The organism is Bartonella harrusi, assembly GCF_024297065.1.
GTDB lineage: Bacteria > Pseudomonadota > Alphaproteobacteria > Rhizobiales > Rhizobiaceae > Bartonella > Bartonella harrusi.
Genome location: NZ_CP101114.1, coordinates 987,208 through 1,007,407 on the forward strand (window position 1 = coordinate 987,208; position 20,200 = coordinate 1,007,407).

20 protein-coding genes, 1 tRNA gene and 1 pseudogene are annotated in these 20,200 nt (G+C 36.0%); 12 read left to right on the forward strand and 10 right to left on the reverse strand.

Annotated elements, in window-relative coordinates:
* Positions 1–111: 111 nt before the first annotated feature.
* The 9 genes and pseudogenes from NMK50_RS04650 (at position 112) to NMK50_RS04690 (ending at position 5,975) form a co-directional block, all read left to right on the forward strand.
* Positions 112–501: a hypothetical protein gene (locus tag NMK50_RS04650; RefSeq protein WP_254771185.1), complete on the forward strand. Its 390-nt coding sequence runs from the start codon at positions 112–114 to the stop codon at positions 499–501.
* Between the two features lie 62 nt (positions 502–563).
* Entirely contained in the window at positions 564–1,292 is a 729-nt protein-coding gene (locus NMK50_RS04655; protein WP_254771043.1) for a phage regulatory protein/antirepressor Ant, read from the forward strand.
* 12 nt (positions 1,293–1,304) lie between these two features.
* Complete coding sequence (locus NMK50_RS04660; protein ID WP_254771044.1) at positions 1,305–1,976, forward strand: hypothetical protein; 672 nt, start codon at positions 1,305–1,307, stop codon at positions 1,974–1,976.
* Positions 1,973–2,470: a hypothetical protein gene (locus NMK50_RS04665; RefSeq protein ID WP_254771045.1), complete on the forward strand. Its 498-nt coding sequence runs from the start codon at positions 1,973–1,975 to the stop codon at positions 2,468–2,470. Before NMK50_RS04660 ends, NMK50_RS04665 begins: the two co-directional genes overlap by 4 nt.
* 76 nt (positions 2,471–2,546) lie before the next feature.
* Entirely contained in the window at positions 2,547–3,239 is a 693-nt protein-coding gene (locus tag NMK50_RS04670; protein WP_254771046.1) for a hypothetical protein, read from the forward strand.
* A 482-nt stretch (positions 3,240–3,721) separates the two neighbouring features.
* On the forward strand, positions 3,722–4,483 hold the full coding sequence (locus NMK50_RS04675; RefSeq protein WP_254771047.1) for an ERF family protein: 762 nt from the start codon (positions 3,722–3,724) through the stop codon (positions 4,481–4,483).
* Position 4,484: 1 nt separating this feature from the next.
* Positions 4,485–5,107, forward strand: a pseudogene (locus NMK50_RS04680) (lambda exonuclease family protein).
* Positions 5,108–5,166: 59 nt separating this feature from the next.
* Positions 5,167–5,520 carry a DUF488 domain-containing protein gene (locus tag NMK50_RS04685; RefSeq protein WP_254769725.1) on the forward strand — a complete coding sequence of 118 codons (354 nt, stop codon included), beginning with the start codon at positions 5,167–5,169 and terminating at the stop codon, positions 5,518–5,520.
* Between the two features lie 230 nt (positions 5,521–5,750).
* Positions 5,751–5,975, forward strand: a complete 225-nt coding sequence (locus NMK50_RS04690; RefSeq protein ID WP_254769724.1) for a helix-turn-helix transcriptional regulator — start codon at positions 5,751–5,753, stop codon at positions 5,973–5,975.
* A gap of 82 nt (positions 5,976–6,057) precedes the next feature.
* Here NMK50_RS04690 and NMK50_RS04695 read toward each other — a convergent pair.
* The 4 genes from NMK50_RS04695 to NMK50_RS04710 all read right to left on the reverse strand — a co-directional run bounded on the left by NMK50_RS04695 (position 6,058) and on the right by NMK50_RS04710 (position 9,319).
* Positions 6,058–6,130 (reverse strand) — tRNA-Thr (locus tag NMK50_RS04695).
* A gap of 199 nt (positions 6,131–6,329) precedes the next feature.
* Positions 6,330–7,688, reverse strand: coding sequence for an acetyl-CoA carboxylase biotin carboxylase subunit (gene accC, locus NMK50_RS04700; RefSeq protein WP_254771048.1), 1,359 nt, complete (start codon positions 7,686–7,688; stop codon positions 6,330–6,332).
* A gap of 14 nt (positions 7,689–7,702) precedes the next feature.
* Positions 7,703–8,194 (reverse strand): acetyl-CoA carboxylase biotin carboxyl carrier protein, encoded by a 492-nt coding sequence (gene accB, locus NMK50_RS04705; protein ID WP_254771049.1) that lies wholly within the window; start codon positions 8,192–8,194, stop codon positions 7,703–7,705.
* Between the two features lie 252 nt (positions 8,195–8,446).
* Positions 8,447–9,319 carry a DsbA family protein gene (locus tag NMK50_RS04710; protein WP_254771050.1) on the reverse strand — a complete coding sequence of 291 codons (873 nt, stop codon included), beginning with the start codon at positions 9,317–9,319 and terminating at the stop codon, positions 8,447–8,449.
* A gap of 305 nt (positions 9,320–9,624) precedes the next feature.
* Here NMK50_RS04710 and glpD point away from each other — a divergent pair, with 305 nt between their 5' ends.
* The 3 genes from glpD to cobT all read left to right on the forward strand — a co-directional run bounded on the left by glpD (position 9,625) and on the right by cobT (position 13,917).
* A complete protein-coding gene (glpD, locus tag NMK50_RS04715) occupies positions 9,625–11,154 on the forward strand; it encodes a glycerol-3-phosphate dehydrogenase (RefSeq protein WP_254771051.1) in 1,530 nt (509 codons plus the stop codon).
* 431 nt (positions 11,155–11,585) lie between these two features.
* A complete protein-coding gene (gene dusA, locus NMK50_RS04720) occupies positions 11,586–12,566 on the forward strand; it encodes a tRNA dihydrouridine(20/20a) synthase DusA (protein WP_254771052.1) in 981 nt (326 codons plus the stop codon).
* Positions 12,567–12,927: 361 nt separating this feature from the next.
* Positions 12,928–13,917 (forward strand): nicotinate-nucleotide--dimethylbenzimidazole phosphoribosyltransferase, encoded by a 990-nt coding sequence (gene cobT, locus NMK50_RS04725; protein ID WP_254771053.1) that lies wholly within the window; start codon positions 12,928–12,930, stop codon positions 13,915–13,917.
* A 44-nt stretch (positions 13,918–13,961) separates the two neighbouring features.
* Here cobT and NMK50_RS04730 read toward each other — a convergent pair whose 3' ends face one another.
* The 6 genes from NMK50_RS04730 to rnr form a co-directional block, all read right to left on the reverse strand.
* Positions 13,962–14,453 carry an Lrp/AsnC family transcriptional regulator gene (locus tag NMK50_RS04730; RefSeq protein ID WP_254771054.1) on the reverse strand — a complete coding sequence of 164 codons (492 nt, stop codon included), beginning with the start codon at positions 14,451–14,453 and terminating at the stop codon, positions 13,962–13,964.
* A 20-nt stretch (positions 14,454–14,473) separates the two neighbouring features.
* A complete protein-coding gene (locus tag NMK50_RS04735) occupies positions 14,474–15,109 on the reverse strand; it encodes a uracil-DNA glycosylase family protein (protein WP_254771055.1) in 636 nt (211 codons plus the stop codon).
* Between the two features lie 31 nt (positions 15,110–15,140).
* Positions 15,141–15,701, reverse strand: coding sequence for a thermonuclease family protein (locus NMK50_RS04740; protein WP_254771056.1), 561 nt, complete (start codon positions 15,699–15,701; stop codon positions 15,141–15,143).
* Positions 15,702–16,082: 381 nt separating this feature from the next.
* Complete coding sequence (gene rpmG / locus NMK50_RS04745) at positions 16,083–16,250, reverse strand: 50S ribosomal protein L33 (RefSeq protein ID WP_004864083.1); 168 nt, start codon at positions 16,248–16,250, stop codon at positions 16,083–16,085.
* Positions 16,251–17,341: 1,091 nt separating this feature from the next.
* Entirely contained in the window at positions 17,342–17,500 is a 159-nt protein-coding gene (locus NMK50_RS04750) for a hypothetical protein (RefSeq protein WP_254771057.1), read from the reverse strand.
* 417 nt (positions 17,501–17,917) lie between these two features.
* A complete protein-coding gene (rnr, locus tag NMK50_RS04755; RefSeq protein WP_254771058.1) occupies positions 17,918–20,200 on the reverse strand; it encodes a ribonuclease R in 2,283 nt (760 codons plus the stop codon).

The following is a 20,200-nucleotide window of genomic DNA, read 5'->3' on the forward strand; positions in this document are numbered from 1 at the left end:
AATAAATTACGTTTATCGTATTTTTTTCTTGACAAGTTATTACGAAAAACGTATTGTATGTCCATAAACCAAACACAAAAGATTGCCAAGAGGCATCAGGGAGGGGAAATTATGGATAAGCCAATTCTTATTAATTCCAATGAAATTTTATTAGTTATCTGTGATGATGAACACAGTGGGCATTCGGGTCCACTTGATGAAAGCCAAGTTTTAGACATGATTGACGAGGCGGATAATGCTATACAAATCTTTCGCATAAATCCTTCTGAAAACAGTTGTGAAGATATTTCTGAAGATATCGCAGAATCCTATCTTATAGAACGTGAAGAACAGTGCTTTTACGGAATAATACCTCATGACTTTATTCTACATAGCACAGCATACGGGGTATTTTTAGACGATATCGAACAACGTGAATATGAAGATAAAATGTACGGTACTTATGAAGAGCAGCACCGTCTGACTTTTTGGGATGTTCTTCCAAATTATCCAAACTATTAAAGGCGTTTTTAAAAACGCCTCCTTTTCTTTCTTTCAAATATCACCACAAATGGAGCACAGGCATGCATAATCTTGTCACAACAGCAGAAAGTCCTTTTAACAACGAAGCTATTCAAACTATGTCGAGCCGTGAAATTGCAGAATTGTGTGGTAAAAGACATGACAATGTAAGACGCGATATTAAGCAAATGTTAGAAGAATTATACCCTGAAGGGGGTCTCCTCAAATTTGAGGGCACCTATTTAGACACACAAGGTAGACCTCAAAATTGTTATAATCTCCCCAAGCGCGAATGTTTAATTCTCGTCTCAGGTTACAGCACAGCATTACGAGCAAAGATCATTGATCGGTGGCAACAATTAGAACAGCAAGTAGTGGCACCGCAAATCGATTACTCTAGTCCACAAGTCATGTTAGGGGTTTTAAATTATCTCAAAAATGAGAATGAACAAAAAGACAATATGATTGCAGAATTAAAACCAAAAGCAATGGCTCTTGAAAGTTTACAGCGCCATGAGGGTCTTTTCGGTCTTACTGAAGTTGCTAAAATACTCGAAATGCAACCAAAACAGTTCATTCTCTTCTTACAGCAAAAGGGGTGGGTCTATCGACGCATAGCAAGCGGGCATCTGTTGCCTTATCAAGACAAAATCCAAAAAGGTCTGATGGATTGTCCTACCATCACTATTCAAACTTCTGGTGGAATAAATAAAGTCATTCCTTCTGCAAAAATCACAACAAAAGGCATTGGTGTGCTTTCTCAAGAAATCAAAAGACAAAGCGTGCATTAAGGGGTGACCATCATGGAAAAGAAATACGAATTTACTGATGAAATCGATATAGTTTATAGGCGTAAGGTTCGCCGTATCCGTGCATTGAAAAACTTTGGTGATGTAAAAAAAGGTGATTTAGGCGGTTTTATAGAGCATGAAGGCAATTTAAGCCATGAGGGGGATTGTTGGGTTGGGGACAATGCTTGTGTTTCTCATAGTGCTAAAGTTTGCGGTAATGCAAGAGTATTTGAAAAAGCACGTATTTTAGACAATGCATGCATTTGTGGCGACGCAAATGTTTTTGGAAATGCTTGTGTTGAATCTGAAGCGTGTATTTTCAATAAAGCAAAAGTTTACGGAAAATCAGAAGTCTTTGATAATGCTATGGTTTATAATAATGCACAAGTTTTCGGTAATGCGGTAGTTTGTGGCAAGTCTCATGTTTATGGAAATGCACAAGTTTACAACAAAGCACGCGTTCACGACCAAGCTAAGATTTATGGCAAAGCACGTGTTTACGGTCAAGCCAAGGTTTATGAGAAAGCACGTGTCTATAATAATGCAGAAGTTTATGAAAATGCAAAAGTTAAGGGTAGGGCAGAGGTTTACGCTCTTGGAAAGATTTATGGAGATGCATGTGTCTGTTGGAACGCATGTATTGGCGGCAATCAGTCCATCTCAACTGGAGAAAAAAACATATGAAAAAATACGAATTTACAGGTGAAACAATAGAGTTTTCTAGTAGAACTCTTCGCCGTATCCGTGCATTGCAAGACTTTGGTGATGTAAAAAAAAGTGATTTAGGCGGTTGGATAGAAAGGGAAAAGAACCTCAGTCACGAAGGTAATTGTTGGGTTGGAGGCGACGCTAAGGTTTACAGTGATGCCCATGTTTTTGGAGATGCTCAGATTTATGGTGATGCCGATGTTAGCGGCGATGCCTATGTTTATGACAATGCCAAAGTTTATGGCAATGCTGAGGTTTATGGTAGTGTGCGCATTTATCAAAATGCACAAGTTTATGATCATGCTACTATATCAGGCGCTTTTTTGAAAAGTGTTGAGATTTTTGGAGATGCACAAGTTTATGATAGTGCTTATATCCGTGATGAAGTCAAGATTTTTAGAAATGCTAAGGTTTGTGGATTGGCTAATATTCGCGGCAATACGAGAATTCCTGAAGATATAAAAATTTAACAACAAACAACAACCATTTTAACACAAGCGTGATTCACGCAACGGGTGAATTACGCACTAATGGAGGAAATAAACCATGGAACTAAAATACGAACTTACTGATGAAAAAACAAATTTTTATGGTAAAGACCTTTACCGCATTCGCGCGTTGCGAGACTTTGGAGATGTCAAAGCAGGCGATTTAGGTGGTTATATAGAGCATGAGAGAAACCTATCCCATGAGGGCGATTGTTGGGTTGGTGGTGATGCATGGGTTTTCGGTGAGAGCTGTGTTTATGATGATGCACAAGTATGCGAGGATGCAGAAATTTACGGCAATTCTCGTGTTTATGGAAATGCACAAATTTCTGGAGAGGCATACGTTTATGATGATGCACAAGTTTACGGTAATGCCAAAGTTTACGGTAGCGCAAAAGTTTACGTTAATGCACGAGTTTGTGATGATGCCAGTGTTCATGGGAATGCAAGAATATACCATGATGCCGTAATTTCCGAACATGCATGCGTTTATGACAATTCAGAAGTTTTCGACAACGCTACAATTTTAAGCTTTGCGTCCGTTTTCGATAATGTTCGTATTTTCGGTAAAGCAAAGGTTGGTGGTTATGCCGTAGTCCACGAAGGTGCACATGTTTCTGAAAAAGCTAAAGTTGGGGGGCGCGCAGAAATCTCTGGAAATGCCCGTGTGTTTGGTGGTGCTATCGTTTGTGATCAAGCCAAAGTAACTGGAAATACAAAAGTTTCTGGTAATCACACCGTTTTAAGATAGGGTTTGTGAAACAGTATTATTACAACGGGTGAGAGACAATAAATCATGTATAAATATGAAATTAAACCTACTTTGTGTTCGCAGCTGGTTGTGAGAAGCACTCACAATTCAGGTGAACTTTGTATTGCTATTTCTGGAGATAAGGGCGAGCCCTATGTAGATACCATAATTTCGAAAGAGAAAGTAGATGCTTTTTTAAATGAAGATAATGTCGTGCAAATGGAACTTAAAAAATCTCAATGCTTTGCATTCTCATACGAATTCAGACCATTTGCGTGTACTGGATTTGAAATGATACCACCAATCTCAGATGAAAGTTTTATATTGACGCTATATTCTGATCATTGTTCATATCTAAAATGCATTCCAATTGATCGGATTGTGCAACCCGTAAAGACAAAACTCTAGCAACAAACAACGACCCTTTTAACACAAGCGTGATTCACGCAACGGGTGAATTGCGCACAATGGAGGAAAACATAATGAATGAACAAAACACGAACCTAACAGAAGTTAAAGAAAATCCAAATTTAGCAGTTAAACAAACAGCTATGGATCTCATTTTAACAAGAGCCCTAGAAAATGATGTTGATATGGATCGTCTCGAACGCCTTATCTCCTTGAGAGAAAAAGAAATCAATAGACAGCTTTATAAAAGTTTTGTTTCTGATCTTTCAGATATGCAATCCAAATATAAGGAAATCACAGCAAAATCCACACACGCCTATACCCTAAGCAAATACGCTACTCTCGACTGTTATATCGAGAGTATCAAGGAGGCACTAAAAGAACATCATTTTGCTTTGTTTTCCTGTATTAAAAATCAAACTCATGCACAGGTTACTATAGAGATGACTTTGGTTCATCCATCAGGAAATAAAATCTCTACAGAAGGAACATTCCCTCTTGATGGGAAAGGCAACAAAACAGATATTCAATCCATAGGATCAACCATCACTTATGCGCGCCGCTATTTGTTAGGCATGCTTCTCAATGTCGCAAGCAAAGAAGATGATACAGATGGTAACAAAACAAAACTCTCAGGACCAGCTTCGCCTCAACAAATGGCAGACATTAAACGATTAGTCCAAAAAACAAATGCAAACGAAACAAAAATGTTGGCTTCTGTAAATGTAAATAGCATTTCCGAAATGACTTTTGAACAAGCGCAAACCGTCCTGAATAATTTGTATAAAAAACAAAACCGTCAAGCTTCTGAAGCAAAACAAAGATTAGGTGCGTGAGATGGAACAAAGAACAGCAGAATGGTTTCAAGCAAGATTAGGGAAAATTACCGCGTCTAATGTTTACAATGTCCTCAGTAGAACAGCCAAAGGATTGCCGACAAGCAAATATGAAGACTACAAAATGAAACTCATGACAGAACGCTTAACAGGGGAAATAAGCCAATCTTATATAACACCATCTATGCAATGGGGGATTGAACATGAAGAGGACGCCCTGAAAGAATATGAATTCATTTATGATGCCGATGTCATAAAATGCGGTTTTATACCTCATCCTACCATCAAAATGGCGGGGGCTAGTCCGGATGGTTTGATTGGTGAAGACGGTTTAGTTGAAGTCAAATGTCCACAATCAACGACACATCTTCGTTTTTTTATGTATGACGAGATTAAGCCTGAATACAGAGTGCAGATGCAATTCCAAATGGCTTGTACAGGGCGCAAATGGTGTCATTTCATCAGTTATAATCCACAATTTGTAGAGAGGTCATCTCACTTGCGTATAAAATCCAACGCATCCACCGTGATGATGAACAAATTGAACAGATTACTAAAGCAGTCGAGGTCTTTTTAGCAGAAATAGAGCAAGACATGAAGCAGATCTTGACAAAAGCTGCATAACCCTATGGGGGTGCTCTCCTCCTCTCAGCACCCACACCCATTATGTAAGGAAGTAAAACGTGTGTAATATCAAACAGAGTATCCTACACCCAGCTAAAGATGAGAAAGCTTGTTTTTTTACAATTGGCTATGAAGGAAAGTCCCTTGAGAATTATCTTGATTGTCTCATAGAAAACAATATCAAAACTTTATGTGATGTTCGTAGAAATCCAATAAGTAGAAAACATGGGTTTTCGAAAAGACAATTGGAGAAAGCTGTAAACAACATTAATATTGAATATATGCATATGCCTGAACTTGGCATTGCCTCTGAAAAACGACAAAATTTGAAAACACAAAAAGATTACGAACGTCTTTTTGAAGAATATCAAAAGACAACACTCAAAAATCATTTGTGTGCAATAAACACATGATATCAAGTCTTTTTAAACAAAAAGCGCGTTGCAATTACTTGTTTTGAAGCCAATGTATGCATGTGCCATAGAGGGCAAATAGCCTTGGCTCTTACACAATTACAGGATTGGAAATATGAAATTAAGCATATCTAAAAAATAAGCATACAAATTTTTAAAAATGGGAAAGCTCCATATGTTTCCTAGTATGGCCGCCCATTATGTAACGTAAAAGAGTGAAAGGTCATGAGATGATATTTGATGATGGTGATAGATATGTGACAACACGCGAATGTGCAGAGCTTTTTAGCGTATCAACCACAACGATTCGCAATTGGGTGTTTCAAGGGGTGTTTCCTGAGCCTTATAAGCTAGGGAGAGCGGTAAGATGGAGAAAAAAAGAAATCTTGGCCTTTACCCCGAAGAAAAATAAGCAGCAAATAACAACAAATGAGGTAAAGTTGTATAAACTGTAGAAGGTGGTCTAAAAGGTGCTCTGAAATTGGCTTTTTTAAGAAAAAAATTATATATTTCAATATGTTGAGGATGATAAATGGTGGCCCCCAGAGAGACTTGAACTCCCGACCCCCTGATTACAAATCAGGTGCTCTACCAACTGAGCTATAAGGGCACAACGACATAGCAAGTAGCACAAACTTGCAAAAAGGAAAATAGAAAATTATCAATTTTAGTGCATATTTTTACTTATATCACAAATTATAAAACAATTAGCTTCTTTATTTTCTTACCGTTTATAGTGGTTTTAGATATCATTCCCATATTGTTATTTACTAGAAATGTTAATGAATATCGATCATTTTGTTACCAAACTACGAATCTGGAGAGGTTGATTGGTTAGAAAGATATTTTTCTAGCCAATGGATGTTGTAGTTACCGTCTGCAATATCTTTATTGTCAATGAGATCACGAAAAAGAGGCAATGTCGTTTTGATTCCATCGACTACAAATTCATCTAAAGCACGCCGTAAACGCATCATACATTCTAAACGCGTACGTCCATGCACAATGAGCTTTCCAATCATGCTGTCATAATAAGGAGGAATACGGTAACCTGAATAAGCACCTGAATCAACACGAATTCCTAAACCTCCAGGGGTATGAAAATGTGTAATAGTTCCTGGTGATGGTATAAAGTTAAGGGGATCTTCCGCATTGATACGACATTCAATAGCATGGCCAGAGAAGCAGATCTCATTTTGAGTTACTGAAAGTTTGCATCCTGATGCAATATAAATTTGTTCATGGACCAAGTCTATGCCTGTAATCGCTTCAGTTACAGGATGCTCAACTTGTAAACGTGTATTCATCTCAATAAAGTAGAATTCACCATTTTCATAAAGAAATTCAACAGTACCTGCTCCACGATATCCAAGTTGAGCACAGGCATTGGCCACAACACCACCAATTTTTTCCCGTTCAATTTCATTAAGCGCAGGTGACGTCGCTTCTTCCCATATTTTTTGATGACGTCGTTGAAGCGAACAATCGCGTTCTCCTAAATGAACAGCATTTCCCGCTCCATCACCTATAACTTGAATTTCAATATGACGAGGCTTTTCTAAATATTTTTCGATATAAACTGCATCATCTCCAAAAGCTGCTGCCGCTTCTGAACGGGTTGTTTTGAGTGCTACAGTAAACTCTTGTTCAGAATGGACGACTTTCATACCACGTCCACCACCACCGGCAGAAGCCTTAATAATAACTGGATAACCAATTTCATGAGCAGTACGCAAAGCTTCCGCTTCTTCAGTAACAGCTCCATCTGAACCAGGAACTACAGGAATTCCAAGTTTCTTAGCAGTTTTTTTTGCTTCGATTTTATCGCCCATGATCCGAATATGCGCAGCTGTTGGGCCGATAAATGTGATATTATGAGCTTCTAAAACATCTGCAAATCTTGCATTCTCAGAAAGAAAACCATAGCCAGGATGAACAGCATCAGCTCCTGTAATTTCACACGCCGCAATAATTTGCTGAACATTTAAATAAGAATCGCGCGCTGGGGGAGGGCCAATACAGACACTTTCATCAGCAAGACGAACGTGCATTGCATCGGCGTCAGCGGTAGAGTGAACGGCTACAGTTTTTATTCCAAGTTCTTTGCAAGCTCGTAGCACGCGAAGAGCAATTTCTCCCCGATTAGCGATGAGGATTTTTCGAATCATAATTGCTCCTTGCTTTATTCAACAACGACAAGTGGTTCACCAAACTCAACGGGTTGGCCATCTTTAACAAAAATAGTGGTTACCGTGCCTGAGCGCGGTGATGGAATTTGATTCATCGTTTTCATTGCCTCAATAATAAGTAAAGTTTCCCCTTCAGAAACACTTTGCCCTATTTCTACAAAAGACTGTGCACCTGGTGAAGGTGCTAGATAAGCGGTTCCAACCATAGGAGATGTTACTGTGTTTTTTGATTTGTCTTCTTGTTTAGGAGTTTCTGCTGTTGAGCTAGGAGGAGAAGTTACTGAAAAAGTAGGAGAAGGAATAGGGGCATAAATTGTTTGTTCAGGAGCAGCTGAGGTATTTTGACGCGATACACAAATACGAAGTCCATTTTGTTCTAGTTCGATATTTGTTAAATTTGTATCATTTAAAATTTCAGCAAGGTCACGAATAATTTTTGTATCAATTGTGGTATATTTTCCCGCGTCATTTTTTTTTGTTACCATTTTATTTCTTACTCCTTGATCAATGAAGATCGTTATTATCTAATTGCTATGATCGAATATCTCTAGACTACGGATAATCTTTTTGGAGGCTTCTATTAAAAGCTATTCACTTTTAGATCACAGTTTACAATTTTAAACCAGTATCTACTTTATAAAAGTGCACTTATAAGCCTGTTATAAAAAAAGAGAAAGCATAAAATTATTCCATTTACGGTATTCTTTATAAAAGTTTATGAGGTAAAAAAGATAATTTTACTTTATATGTTCTATGGATTTTTTTAGAATATCTTGGCTTACGGCTCCGATAAGCACTTTATCACCAATAATATAAGAAGGCGTTCCTGTAATATTCAGAGCAGAGGCAATTTGCATATTTTCTTTAAAGGAATTTTGAAGTTTAGAATCTGTTAATGCATTGCGCAGTTCTTTTTCATCGGCTCCTAATGAAATGGCTATTTTTATAGCTTTAGCTTCATTGGCACGACTTTTATTGGTTAAAAGCGCTTTATGAAACTGAGGATATTTTTCTGGAAGTAGTTGGCGAAAAGCATAGGCAACACTATGGGCTGCCATAGAATCAGGACCAAGAATTGGTAAATCTTTGACAACAACGCGTAAATCTGGGTACTCTTTTATTAAATTTTCTATGTATGAATAGGACATTTTACAATATCCACAATTGTAATCAAAAAAATCAATCAGCACTCTTTTACCATTTGGGTTACCCAAAACAGCATCGTGAGGAGATTGAAAAATTTCCTTTTTAAACAAATTAATGATTGAAGCTTGTGTTTGAGTTTTTTGTTTGTTTTTATTTTCCAGCTTTTCTTGGAGGATAAGCTGCATTTCAATCATGATTTCTGGATTAGTAAGTAAATATTCTCTTACAATTTTTTGAATATCGTAATCGTCAACAAGAGGTATAAGTTTTTCTTTAAGCTTAGACAAAAAAGTAGGATCTTCTAAAAGCTGTGTCTTAAAACTTTCTGAGTTAAGATAATTTTCTGTTTTCCCGCGAGATATTGCGTTTGATAAAAAGGATGAAGAGATCAAAATACTCAACATAATTGTTGCTGAAAATTTTGCAATGATTGTTGTTTTTGAGTGTTGAGGCTGATGAGTCATTTATACTGCTTCTATACTGCTTCATATTTCTACTGTGATCTTGAGTGAAATATATGAAAACTATTGCCTGTATGCAATAAAGTATTTAACTATAATTAATGGGTTACGCAAAGAATATCAATTTTCTCTAGAAAGGATATTTTGTATGATGCATCATTTTGCGAGATACTGTTTTTAAAGGGGATAAAATTTCTTTTCTTTATTGACAGGAGAAAAAGGACATTAACAATTCGATTAAGAACATTGATATTGTCTCTGCCTGTTTTCTTATTGTGTATTGTGTATAGTAAAACAAATTAACTTAAATGATGAAAAGTAAAATTATGAAAAACACAACACATTATGAGCTCTTTATCATTGGTGGAGGGATAAATGGGTGTGGATTGGCAAGAGATGCCGCTGGACGTGGCTTTAAAGTGGGATTGGCAGAAATGAATGATCTTGCTTCGGGGACATCAAGTGCGTCGACCAAGCTTATTCATGGTGGTCTTCGTTATCTTGAACACTATGAGTTTAGACTTGTTCGTGATGCTTTGAAAGAACGCGAAACTATTTTGCGAATGGCTCCCCATATTGTGCGTCCTCTTCGTTTTCTTCTTCCTTATCATAAAAAATTACGCTCCGCTTGGATGTTGCGTTTGGGACTGTTTATTTATGATTATTTAGGGAGTTGGAATCAAAAACTGTGGCGCAGTAAAATGGTGAATTTTTCAAAAAATTTTTGCTCTACACTGAAGAAAGAGTATCAGAGAGGATTTGAATATTCTGATGCTAGAGTTGATGATGCACGTTTGGTCATTGCTAATGCTCGTGATGCAGAAAAGCAGGGAGCTGATATAAAAGTACGGACAGAAGTTATCTCTATAAAAAGAGAAAAAGAAAAATGGCTTATATTTCTTCGCAATAAATTAAACAATACAGAATATTGTGTTACAGCTTCTTATGTTGTGAATATGACGGGACCTTGGATTAATCATATTCTAGAAAATATTTTAGATTGTAAAAAGAATCCTCCTGTTCGGCTTGTTAAGGGATCTCATATTCTGATTCCTAAGCTTTATGCCCATGATCGTGCTTATATTTTTCAAAATGGTGATGGTCGTATTATATTTTCTATTCCTTATCAGGAAGAGTTTACACTCCTTGGAACAACAGATTGTGATTATCAAGGTGATCCTGCTGATGTTCATATTACGGATGCAGAGATTGATTATCTTTGTACTGCCGCGAGTGAATATTTCATACAACCCGTAGTGCGTGAAAAGATTGTCTGGACTTATTCGGGTGTTCGTCCACTCTATGATGATGGAGCTTCAAAAGCACAAGAAATTACACGTGATTATGTTTTGAAAGAAATGGGGACAGAAAATATGCCCCAGATTCTGAATCTTTATGGTGGGAAGATTACAACTTATCGTAAGCTGGCTGAAGATGCCATGAAGTTTGTTGAAAAAGCACTTGGAAAAAGAGGAGGGCCATGGACCAAAAATTCAACGCTTCCTGGGGGGGATTTTGCATATGATAGGCTGGATACAATTGAAAATAAGATTGCTCTTTTGATTCCAGATTTAGATGCTTTCACATACCGTAGGCTTGCACGTTCTTATGGTTCGGAGGCACTTGTGATATTTGCGAATGGGAGAGCAGATAAAGGAAAAGATTTTGGTCATGGGCTTTATGAAGTTGAAGTCAAATGGTTAATGGAAAAGGAATGGGCAAAAACATGTGAAGATGTGTTGTGGCGCCGTTCAAAACTTGGACTTTTGTTTAATGAGAAAGAAATTGATGCTCTTTCTGCTTACATGCAAGACAAAAAAACAAGCAAACAAAATTGATGCTCATTTAACTTTATAAGAATGCGATAAAACGCTGAAGGCAAATAAGCCAGAATACTGTGTATTATAATCGTATTTTCATTTATTGTTTATCAGCTGTAAAATATTTTATTTATTATACAGGAAAATGCATTTATAAACCATTGAGGGGCGAGAAGAACTATTAAAGTGATTTTTTATATTACAATGCACTTTCCATACATCATGCGTTGCATATCCGAGAATTTCATTTCGTTAGAAACGGTATATAACATTTCTTCTTTTGATCTTGGCAGAATTTTAGATTTTAAAGAAGTGTAATTGGTAAGAGAATATGTTTCTATACTTTTAACTTATGGTAAAGGAAATAAGTTTTTCTCTTAAAGTAGAAAAATGAGAGCATTGTATATATGAAAGGGGACACCCTTAATAAATGAGAGAGTAATGCTCTTATGATATTTTATAATTCTCCATCATCAGTAAAATTTGCGGTAGCACCAATGTTAGAGTGGACGGATCGGCATTGCAGATTTTTTTATCGTCTTTTAACAAAAAAAACGCTCCTTTATACCGAAATGATGGTAGCCGATTCTGTAATCCATGGTGTTCGTAAACAATTGTTAGCTTTTAACGATAAAGAACATCCAATTGCTTTGCAATTAGGGGGAGCAGATCCGAAAAAACTAGCAGAAGCTGCGAAAATTGCTGAAGAATTTGGTTATGATGAAATAAATCTCAATGTTGGTTGCCCATCAAATCGTGTTCAGGCAGGTATGTTTGGTGCTTGTTTGATGCTATATCCTGATATTGTAGCAAGGGCTGTGGAAGCGATAAAAACAGTTGTTAGCATACCTGTCACTGTTAAATGTCGTATTGGTGTGGACGAACAGAATGAAGAATTTGCTTTAGATCTTTTAGCAAATCAAGTTTGGAATGCTGGGGGTGATGCACTCTGGGTCCATGCACGTAAAGCATGGTTACAAGGATTAAGCCCGAAAGAAAATCGCAATATTCCCCCATTAAATTATGAAAGAGTTTATAAGTTAAAACATAAATATTCTCATAAATTCATTGGAATAAATGGTGGAATTAAATCTATTGATGAGATCAAAGAGCATTTAACTGTATGTGATGCGGCCATGGTTGGTCGGCAAGTTTATCATAATCCAACTTTATTAAAATATATTGATTGTGAAATATATAGTGAACCACAGAATGAACTGAGTGATGATGATCTTATTGAAGTGATGTGTGATTATGCTGATCAACATATTGCATCAGGAGGACGGCTTTCTCATATAACACGTCATATGATTGGTCTATTTCATGGCAGAGATGGAGCACGCCGATGGCGGCAAATATTATCAAATGATGCAACAAAAGCCGATGCAGACGTGCGTGCTTTGAAAAAAGCTTTTGCTGCTCTCACTTAATAAGTGTTTACAAAGCAATCTCCGTTAAAGTTTTAAACGATTCAAATTTGGGGATTGCAAAAAGCTATTATCTTTTATTATGGAGAGGGTTAAAACTACACAATAGTATACTACACGATGCTCCGCAATAAAGAAGTATGATTTAATGCAATAGTATAAAAATAGACAATAATATACTGATAAAATTATAATATATAAATGAACAAAATATTTATTTGATAAGCAAAAAGAGTGCAAAAATAATTTTTTTCATAATATTTAACGTTTTAAAAAGCTGCTTAAAAAAAACCAATAAATTATTCATATCCTTTATATATGACGAGATTCTCATTAAAGATTTTAAATTTGAAAAGGTATTTTCATGACCGTTAGTCCATTTGATGATTTTCGTGCTTTACTCACAAATTTGCCTATTGCTGATGAATTTTCTATGATGTTGGCAAAACGACGGCAGGAAAAATTGACGAAGATTCAAGGAGCGATGGGAAAATTAAGGGATATCGCAGTTTGGTATGCGGGATGGAGGGGAGCAGAAAAGCCTGTCATAAAACGACCTCTGGTTGCTATTTTTTCGGGAAATCACGGCATTATAGAAGAAAATGTTACATCATTTCCGCAATCTATGACACAAAAGATGGTGCAAAATTTTGCTTCTGGTGGTGCTGCTATTAATCAAATTTGCATAGCTTATGATCTTGGATTGAAGATTTTTGATTTGGCACTTGAATATCCTACAATGAATATTACGAAAGATGCAGCAATGGACGAACGTAGTGCAGCGGCTACAATGGCATTTGGAATGGAATCCATTGCGGGTGGAACAGATCTCCTATGTATAGGTGAAATGGGCATTGGAAACACGACAATAGCTTCAGCTTTATGTTTGGCCTTGTTTGGCGGAGAGGTGGAGGAATGGACGGGAGATGATATGGGATTTGATGGTGAATTCTATCAACGTAAAATAGCGGCGGTTAAGACGGCGGTGTCTTTACACAAGGATTATTTTAATGATCCTTTTGAGATTATGCGTCGCCTAGGAGGGCGTGAAATTGCGGCTATGATTGGTGCTATTTTAGCGGCAAGAATGGAAAAAATTCCCGTTATTTTAGATGGTTTTGTAGCAACAGCCGCCGCCGCCGTTCTTTATAAAATTCATCCAAAAGCTTTAGACCATACCCTTGTTGGACATCTTTCTTCTGAATCTGGACATCATAAACTTTTAAAAAAAATTAGCAAAGAACCACTTTTAGATTTTAAAATGCGTCTTGGGGAAGGAACGGGTGCTGCGATGGCGGCTGGTATTGTTAAGGCGGCTGTTTTGACCCACGCACAAATGGCGGTTTTTGAATAAGATGATTTGATCACTTGCAGGATGATAGTGTATTAAAGAAACCTTTAAGAACTTTGTTCATTGTTTTTTTCTTGCAATTTTATATAGTTGAGTGGAAGTTCTGTTGTATATTTAATCTGTTCCATTGCGAAAGAAGATGAGACGTCACGGATATCAATTTTAGCAATTAATTTCTTATAAAAGAGGTCATAGGCTTCAATATTGGGAACGGCAACACGCAATAAATAGTCAATATCTCCGCTCATGCGATAAAACTCAATGACTTCAGGAAATTCTCCGACAATTTTTGCAAAACGCTTAAACCATTCATGGCTATGTGTGTTTGTACGAATGGAGACAAAAACAGTAACGTGTGCGTTTACTTTCTCTGGAGAAAGAACAGCAACACGGCGTTGAATAACACCTTCTTCTTCAAGTTTTTGAATTCTACGCCAACAAGGAGTGGTTGAAAGTCCAACTCTTTTAGCAATATCAGCAACAGAAAGTGTCGCATTTTCTTGTAAAAGGTGTAAAATTTTTCGGTCAAGACGATCCATATTTTATCTCAATATTTAGTTTATAAAAATCTACGTATCAAACGCCGCAGATATACGATAAGCTCATCATTAAACCATGGATTTTTTTGTAACCAAGAAGTGTTTCGCCATGATGGATGAGGCAAAGGCATGACATTATAGCCTTGAGGTTGACGTATGGAAAGAATATTTCTCCAATCATGGACGGTTGCTGAAACAGTTTTATGCTTTAATTCTGCAATATGCCACTTTTGTGCATAACTTCCAATAGCTAGGACAAGCTTTATTTGGGGCATGGCTTGAAAGACTTCTTTATGCCATATTTCACGACATTCACGTCTTGGAGGCAAATCAGATTTATTTTGATCATAACCTGGAAAACAAAACCCCATCGGAACGATAGCAAAGTGAGATCTATTATAAAACTCTTCTTTTGTGATATCGAGCCAAGACCGTAATCTTTCTCCAGAACGGTCATTAAAAGGGATAGAAGTTTCATGGACACGCAACCCTGGAGCTTGGCCCGCAATTGCAATCAAAGCCGTATTGGATAAATAAACGACAGGTTTTGGCTCATGAGGAAGAGGAGGAAAGTAAAATGGATGATAGAGGCAAACACGACAGGAATGAATTTTTTTCTCAAGTTCGACAATTTGGCTATAGGACGGTTGCTTCATTGGCAAATAGAAGAAGATTTAAAAGATATTTTTATTCGGTTCTAGGATGTGCTTTTCGCCATTCTCTCGGTTGTTGAAAAGAGGATCTCCATATTCCTTTTTTTTCCTTTCTGGCTTCTTGCTCTTCTTTTTGGTAATCATAATATCTTACAGCCCAACCATCACGTACAAGTGTTGCATTAATATTGCTGACTTGTTTTGTTTCACATGTTGCAAGAATACGGCGATATTTATCTTCTTTATACCAGTAACATGTAACAAGTTGATTTTCTATGAGTCGTTCTAGATATTTTTTTGCCTCAAGTCCACACGGATAGCGCGCGTCTTTTGTGCCACAAAATTGATAGAGTTCAGGAGCATCAATTCCAGCAAGCCGGATCCTGATAGAAGAAATCATAATTGAGTCACCATCAATAATAAATGCATGCCCTTTGACAGAGGCTTTAGAGGAAAAACTCTCTTTTTGAGGGAGTGTTTCAGTATGCTTAAAATAAATTGTTAGAATAATTAGAAGGGCTGAAATGACAAGAATGCCAAAACCAAACATCTTCACATGTAAACTTCTTAGCTTAAAATGAAATTCTTTTTTCATGAAATAAGGAAAACGCTACCGTGACACTGTTGATTCATTGAAAAGTACTGATAATTTTTACAAAGGCATTTATTGGTTTTATAAAAATATCACTCACTTATAATAAGAAACCCTCTTAACACTTTAAAGAGCTTTGCATTTCTTACTACACATTAAACCAAAAAACACAATCTTATAATAAAACTAGAACTATGATTCCGATAGTCAACAAAAAATAAAAAAACACCCCAATTTATAGACAGCACATAAGTTATAAGCACACTTTTCGCCTTTAACTTAAAAAAACAAACAATACACTTTAGAAAATAATTCTAAAAAATATAAAAATCGATTTATTTTATATCTTAGGCTGTAGAATTTGTTCGTTAAATATGCAACGAATTATTTAATTTTCGTTTCTTTAAATTCAACGTGTTTTTTTACAACTGGATCATATTTACGTTTACTCATTTTATCTGTCATTGTACGGCTGTTTTTCTTTGTTACATAGAAAAAACCAGTATCTGCAGTTGATAAAAGTTTGATCTTAATGGTTGCTGCTTTAGCCATAATTTAAGGATCCTTTATTTTACTGAAAACGATATCATTAAAATCTATTTTTAATATCATAAAATTTTTCGGCAACACTACGGATGTTCTAAAAAAAGTCAAGAGCTGATTAATCTTTTCATGAGCCATACGATCACTAAAGTAAAATATATAACCAAGAAGCAAGCTATTTCTACCTATGGCTGGTAAAAAAACAAATGGCTTAAAGATATCCATAATCTATCCAATAATGTCTTTCCTAATAAAGTTCCATAAAAGTACAGCAAAATTAGCAGAAATAAGTTCATATTATTTGAGATGTACATCTAGATATGTAAGCCTGATAGCATAAAAAACTTATAGCTATACTCCCATCGACAAAAAGTAGCATCAAAAGCTGTAGATGTTTTGTTACGGTATCATAAAAGATTCAATAAAGTTTAAAGATAACAGTACTCTAAAAGAATAATGCCAATTTTTGCATAATTGCTTATAAATGCTGATAAGGATGAGAGAAAATATTACCAACGGTGAATATTACCATAAAATATGTGGTTTGGTTTTCATTCTATCCAATATATACACGAAGCTATTATAAGGAATAATGCTTCCATGTTCTAACACCATAAATGGCACTGCCATCATTGGTGTTAGAACATGGAAGAAACAGGAAGGAGTAAAGTATATTGGCTCTTTAAAAGTTTAGGACTTAATTTCCAAGACGCACGAATTGTGATAGGAGCAAATATCGTGAGGACACAAAAGGTACAAACCCTCACAGCCTTATTTTTTCTGAGAGGGTGGGGGCTATTGCAGATCTTAATGTTTTCATATGATAGCATGAGTAGAAATTGCTCAGAGACGTTTTTAGGTGGTGTACAGCTGTTTTCCAAAACTTTCACAGGATGAATACAATTGCCATGGTGAGATGTAATACAAATAAGCAATAAATCAAACCCACAGTGGTGGGGAAAATGAAGTTCTAAAAAGCTTAAATAACTACGATTATCTAAGCAGTATCGTTTGAGAAACAGCGAGATGTAAGATGATTCAAACGAGTTCTGTCACAGATAAATTTGAGAAAATCAGTGACAAATTAAAAAAATCTACCATTATTTATCGGACTGATAAAATAAGTGGATATAAAAAGAATGATCATAAAAAAGATGATAGCAAGAATCATAGCGATTTTGTAATTTTTCCACGATAGTCGATGGTGTTATTTGAATAGCTTTCTTGGTCATAAGAAGTAAAAGAAGTTGTGTTCCCATTCTCAATGACACTCCAACGATACGAATGATCGTAAGAGCTATAATGATGGCATAAAAAGAATGATTTTAAGGGTTCAAAACTTCTTTTATCATGAGGATAGCTTAACGATACCTTTGATCATTCTATTGATAAAAAATTGTTTTGAAATAAAAACCTTTGTAATCTCTCTTGTGTAGGTTTTCTGGTTCATATAACACAAAAAGTACTTTCAAATTTTTATATATCTATGATTGTGTTTAAAATGCGATTTTATATGCTAAAAGAGTTAAATTTATAAATATAAAATAGGACAATAAGACTATACTGTCCGTTGTTTTTTATTTTAAATTCATTATTATTTTGTGGTTTTAATATGAATATCTAAGTTAAGAAGAGGAAGACAAAAGTTAAATTTGTCTTGTACATTTTAGAAATTTTTAATTCATATTTTTATTTCTATAAAAAACATTTTTTCGTTTTTTTGTTATAAATTTGCTTTTATGATAGGAAGTGGATGAAAAAGCTAGTTGGCGAGGCTTTGTCAATAGCTCAAGGTTTATAGCACCAGCAAAAGGTTGTACTGTTACAAGTTTAACCTCTACTTGATCACTTAATTGATAACCTTTATGACTATGCTTTCCTATAAGGATATGTTGTACTTCATCAAAATAATAATAATCGTCTTTAAGTGTAGAAATATGCACAAAACCGTCTGTATTGAGTTTATCAAGTGAGATAAAAAGACCAGCTTTTATAACACCAGAAACACGACCTGTAAAAATACGGCCGATTTTGTTAATTAAATAGTGTGCGACAAGTCGATCACGGGTCTCTCTTTCAGCTATCATTGCACGACGTTCATATAAAGAAATCTGCGTGGCTATTTCAGCAAGATTTTGTTCTTGTGTTTCCGTTAATGGATCATTCCCTAATTTTAAGACTTTAATGAGTGCGCGATGAATAATAAGATCAGCATAACGACGAATTGGTGATGTAAAATGTGTGTAGTTATGTAAGTTTAAACCAAAATGGCCTATATTTTTAGGATTGTATTCAGCTTGAGATTGTGTGCGCAAAATAACTTGATTGACTAATTCTTGTTGTTGAGTATTTGCTACTTTTCCTAAAATGCCATTAAGACGTGCTGATGTCAGTTCGGCACCGCGAGAGAGTGATATCCCCAAACTTTGAAGAAAGGTTCGCAAGACTTCTTGTTTTGCAAGAGAGGGCTGATCATGGATACGATAGATGAAAGGTTGATGATGCTCTTTTAGCGTTTCAGAAGCTGCGATGTTCGCTTGTATCATAAATTCTTCGATCAAACGATGGGCTTCTAAGTGTGGTTCATTTACAACATCTTTGATGCATCCATTTTGATCAAGAATAATTTTTTTTTCTGCTAACTCTAATTCCAGCGGTTGTCGACGATTCCGCGCAATTTTAAGGCGTCCATAAGCTTCCCATAATGGCTGCAAAACACTCTCAAAAACAGGGGCACTTTTTTCATTTATATTCCCCTCAATTGCAGATTGGACTTCTTGATAAGAAAGTTTAGCGAACACACGCACCACAACACGATGAAAACTATGTCTTTGTTTATTCCCATTCGTATCAAAAATCATACGAACGGCTAAAGCTGGTCTTTCCTTTTCTTCTCGCAGAGAACATAAATTATTAGAAATGCGTTCTGGCAACATTGGTACAACACGATCAGGAAAATAAACAGAATTCCCTCGTTTTAAGGCTTCTTTATCTAAAGCACTTCCTGTTTTGACATAATAAGAGACATCAGCAATCGCGACAACAATAATCCAACCATCAGGATTTTCAGGATCTTCATCTTTTGTCGCATAAACAGCATCATCATGATCTTTTGCATCTGGTGGATCAATTGTAACAAATGGTAGTTGTCGCCAATCTTCACGATTTTCTAGGTTGGCAGGTTTTATATGTTTTACTTGTTCAAGAACCTCTTCAGGAAAAATGTAAGGAATTCCTTTTGAAAGAAGAGCAATCATTGACAGCGTTTTTTCACTCTCAATATGTCCTAAAATATTCTTTATTTGTGCGCTTTTCAGTCCATAACCAGTATTTTTTTTAATTTCGACTTCAACGAAATCACCAGATTCTATCTTTATTTTTGAAGATGTATCGGAGGTATCAATAATGAGTTCGTTCGTTTTGCGATCTATAGGATCAAGCCGCCATTGATTTGTTTTTAATTTTCGTACAACCCCAAATATGCTCTTTGGGGATACATCAACCTTACGAATAAGGCGTCCTGTATAAGAGGAGCCAGTTTTATTGCGAAAAATTTTTACAAGAACATGGTCTCCAACACCAACGCTTGTTCCTTTTATGCGATGAAAAGGACGTATTTCAACATTTGGTTTTTCATCACCTTCCCATTCAAGAGGTTGTGCAATCAAACTTCCATCTTTATCACGTCCACTAATTTTCACCAAAGAAATCGGTGGTAAATTTCCTTTGTTGAGTGCCTTTTTATGCTGTTTTGATATGAGGTTCTCATCTTTTAACTCACGTAATACACCTCTCAACCAGATACGAGAATCGCCTTTTAAGTTAAAAGCTTTGGCGATATCACGTTTACTTGATCGGTCAGGATTCTCATTAATAAAGGAAATAATTTCCGCCTTGCTGGGCAGGGGATTCACATTAAGTGATTGCAAATATTTTATTTTTTTTGTGCCTTTAGCCAA